Source organism: Modestobacter sp. DSM 44400 (genome assembly GCF_900107175.1).
Lineage (GTDB): Bacteria > Actinomycetota > Actinomycetes > Mycobacteriales > Geodermatophilaceae > Modestobacter.
Genome location: NZ_FNOZ01000130.1, coordinates 1 through 2,754, shown reverse-complemented (window position 1 = coordinate 2,754; position 2,754 = coordinate 1). Strand labels below are relative to the sequence as shown.

Annotated in this window: 4 protein-coding genes; all 4 read right to left on the bottom strand. The window is 67.5% G+C overall.

What is annotated here, in order from left to right; translation table 11 throughout:
• Window positions 1–88: 88 nt before the first annotated feature.
• The 4 genes from BLW04_RS25135 to BLW04_RS25125 all read right to left on the bottom strand — a co-directional run bounded on the left by BLW04_RS25135 (window position 89) and on the right by BLW04_RS25125 (window position 2,594).
• On the bottom strand, window positions 89–958 hold the full coding sequence (locus BLW04_RS25135) for a hypothetical protein (RefSeq protein WP_139307039.1): 870 nt from the start codon (window positions 956–958) through the stop codon (window positions 89–91).
• A 37-nt stretch (window positions 959–995) separates the two neighbouring features.
• Window positions 996–1,859, bottom strand: a complete 864-nt coding sequence (locus BLW04_RS25130; RefSeq protein ID WP_091548343.1) for a hypothetical protein — start codon at window positions 1,857–1,859, stop codon at window positions 996–998.
• Entirely contained in the window at window positions 1,856–2,005 is a 150-nt protein-coding gene (locus tag BLW04_RS27240; RefSeq protein WP_175484305.1) for a hypothetical protein, read from the bottom strand. Before BLW04_RS27240 ends, BLW04_RS25130 begins: the two co-directional genes overlap by 4 nt.
• 148 nt (window positions 2,006–2,153) lie before the next feature.
• Window positions 2,154–2,594: a hypothetical protein gene (locus BLW04_RS25125; RefSeq protein WP_091548341.1), complete on the bottom strand. Its 441-nt coding sequence runs from the start codon at window positions 2,592–2,594 to the stop codon at window positions 2,154–2,156.
• Between the last annotated feature and the right edge of the window lie 160 nt (window positions 2,595–2,754).

Genomic DNA, 2,754 nt, shown 5'->3' with positions numbered 1-2,754 from the left:
CAACTCCCACAACTCGTCCGGGATCTCGTCGGTACGCAACATTCGTCCAGCGTCGCCCACCAACCCGCCAATCTTTGGCAGACACGCTCTAGTCGTCCGTGGGGCCGCCGTTGACGGCCACGCCGGTCATTGCGCGGTAGCCGCTGAGGTTGGAGCGGTTGATTCGGTCGCGCTCGAGCTTTTCGCCGAACACCTCGAGGTATCGGGCGTCCTGCTGGGTGGTGGTGGGCAGCCAGACCTGGCCGCCGTTGGCGAACAGCCACGCGAGCCGGTCGCGGGTGCCGGTGGTGGGCCACGGCGGCGTCGTCGGGGCGTACCTGGTGGTCCGTGCGATCTCAGCCACGGCCGGCCACACCTTCTCGGTGTTGCGGACCTCGGCGAAGTAGCCGACCTCGTCCTGACTGCGGGCCTGCGTGATGCGCAGCAGGATGCTGTGCGCCTGCCGCACCAGTTCGTACCGCTGAACGCTGGTGTCGATACGGATCAGGGCGTCGCGCACCGGCTTGGGCTGGGTGAGCAGCACAGCGGCCGGAGTCGAGGAGCCGATGTGATCGGTGGCCATGAAGTCGATGCGCAGCCTGGTCGCGATCTCGTCGAAAGCCGGGGCCAAATGCTCGGTGATCGCCTCACTGGCGTGGTCGGCGAGGACGGTGGCGAGGTTGTTGCCCGCGATCTCCCGCGCCTGGCGCATGAGCTGGATGCGCTCGCTGTACTCGTCCAGGGCGCGCTGCGCGTCGATGACGGGGGTCGGGTCCAGGTCGCCGCCGGTGGCGATCAGGTAGGCCAGGCGGTCCCGCACGGTCGCCGGGTGCTCGGGTGGGGTGTCGGGCAGCTCGATCCCGTCGAGACGGGTCAGTGCGTCCCGTGCGGCCAGGATCGGCTCGGGCAGGGTCCACTGTCCGTCGGCGTGACCGTTGAACAGCAGGGCGGCGAACTGCATCGGGTTACGGAGTTCCATCGGAATGTGCCTCTCGAGAATCAGGTGCGGTGGTTGGTCAGTTGGCGTTATCGACGACGGCCTGCGCTTCGGACCCGGTATTGAGCCGCAGCGTGTAGCCGGCGCAGACCAGAGCAAGCCAGGCGCCACCAAGCCGATTGCGTCGGACGTTGGCGAGGTGGGTGCCATTCATCGGGGTGACGTGCTGCACGGTTTCCAGCTGCCCGATCCACACGTTCTGTGCGCCCTCAAGTTCGGCTTCTGTGGTGACGCCGGTGATAAAGGCGGCCATCGGGTGCTCACGCGGTCCGACGCCAACGACGGTGGTGAGCTGGTTGCGCAGTGCCGCGAGCCGGTCGAGTTCGGCGACGGCGGGCCCGAGAGCGCGGTATGCGGCGATGACGTCGGGGGCGCCCATGTCGAGCAGGACCGTCATGTCACTGTGCTCGGTCAGTCCGCGCTTGGCGGCGGCCTGGACGAACTTGACCGCGGGGTCGAACCGCTTACGCATCTCCCGGACGACCCGGTCGCTGTCGGCGCGGAGGTGGGCGGCGGCGGACTTGGCCAGGGTGTGCTGAAAACCGTTGCGGACGTTGACGGTCTCCATCTGGGCGGCACGGTCGATGCCGGCCTGCCTGATCCGCTGGGCGATTTCGTCGGGGTCGGCGGTCATCAGGTCCATGCCCTGAAGCGGGGAGCCGGGTTGGGCGGCCAACATCCGCTCAATGGCGGCGTTGATGTCCTCAATGCGCTGCATTTCCTCGCCGCCGGAGAGGCCGGCATCTCGGAGGTTGGACGCCAGGCCGAGGAAGTCTTCGAGGAACAGTGGACCCGCTGGCTGCGTGGAGGGTTCGGGGGCGATTCGGTCGTGCATTTCGGTGACGACGCGGGCGGCGCGCTGGCTGTGATCAATGGCGGTCACTGGTGGGTCCCCTCGGTGGTCTCGTTGAAATACAGGTCGTAAGTGGCCTGCTCATCGGCGGTCAGCTGGGCGCCGACTCGCACGGGCTGACCGTTGGCGTCGAAGTAGCTGGCGTAAATCTCGTCCTGCGTCAGTTCGTCATTCACAGCTGGTCCTCTCGGTTGGTGGGTGGGTGTGGCCGCGCCGGGCGCAGGACGGTCTCTGCGGTGAGGTAGTCGCTCGCGTCCTTCGATCCCGGTCTCCTGGTCCTCGCTGAGACGAAAGGAGCGGGTGGCGTGAACGCCCGGCGCGTGGTCATGCGCTCTTCCTGTCTTCGTTCGCCCGGCGGTTGCTGCGCTCGGCGATGCAACCGATGCACTTGCCGTTGGCGGCTCTCTTGTCATTCGGGTGATCGGGACACCGGTCGATGTCCAAAGGGAGCAGCGAAGGGAGCGAAGGGAGCGAGACTTCGTGTACTGCTCCCTTCGCTCCCTTCGTGCTCCCTTCGTCGTCCGAGGTCGTCAGTCGCCACACCCAGCCGGACCCGAAGCCGGCCTTCTCGGAGCGCACTCGCCTGCCCTTGGCGCGCTTGAGCGCGTCGCGGCTGTGGCCCTCGGCCTGGCCGGCCTTGAACACGTCCTTGGCTGCGGCCTCGCCCCCGTTGGAGGCGAGGAAGTCGACGAGCCAGTCGGCGACCTCTTCCCGGTCGCTGCGGTCGGTCTCGCCCTGGGGGCTGCGCTGCAGGAGATCCCGCACCGTCGTCTCAGACTCGCCGAGCCAGGTGACGTGGCCGACGCTGGCCGTACCGCCGTCGTCTGAGGGGACTAGGGCGTGTCTCCCGGATCTTGGGTGTCAGGTGGTCGAAGGTGGGTTCATGACGCGGACTGGTGTGCTCTCGGATGATGTGTGGGCGCGA

Excerpts from the sequence above, each read along its gene's own strand:
- BLW04_RS25135 (WP_139307039.1), bottom strand. The coding sequence starts at position 958 with ATGGAACTCCGTAACCCGATGCAGTTCGCCGCCCTGCTGTTCAACGGT.